Annotated in this window: 1 protein-coding gene; it reads left to right on the forward strand. The window is 49.3% G+C overall.

The window, feature by feature from the left end; all coding sequences use genetic code 11:
- The coding region (locus ACE41H_RS25155; RefSeq protein WP_375358312.1) for a recombinase family protein at nt 1-525 on the forward strand (525 nt) is incomplete at both ends.

Consider the following 525-nt stretch of genomic DNA (forward strand, 5'->3'; position numbering starts at 1 on the left):
GCGAGAACGAGGATACCTTGCAGAATCATCGCGAGATCATGACGGAGTTCTGCAGACAGAACGGTTATACCTATGAAGTGTATGAAGAGATTGTGAGTGGAGGCAAATATGACCTTGGGGAAAGGCCACAGCTGCAGCAGCTTTTGCAAAATATCGAGAAATACAAGGCGATCTTCACCGTGTCGCTGGACCGTCTCTCGCGTAATGGAGTGATCTCGCAGCAGATCAAGCAGGTGTGTATGGATTACCGCATCAAGATCATCACCCCTTCCCAGACCTTCGATTTATGCAATTCGCTGGAAGACCGTGTCCTGTATGACGTAAGCTCCATGTTTGCCGTGATGGAATATGAGATGATCGGGCGCAGGAACAAATATAATAGAATGCAGCGTGCCCGGCGGGGGGAGTATGTCAGCGGGAAACCCGCTTTTGGTTACAGGAGAAACAAGACCACCAGTAAACTGGAAATCTATGAGCCGGAAGCCGAAGTGGTTCGATATATCTTCAAGCTTCACAGTGAGGGTC

Origin of the sequence: Paenibacillus enshidis (genome assembly GCF_042136365.1) — a bacterium.
Classification (GTDB): Bacteria; Bacillota; Bacilli; order Paenibacillales; family Paenibacillaceae; genus Paenibacillus; species Paenibacillus enshidis.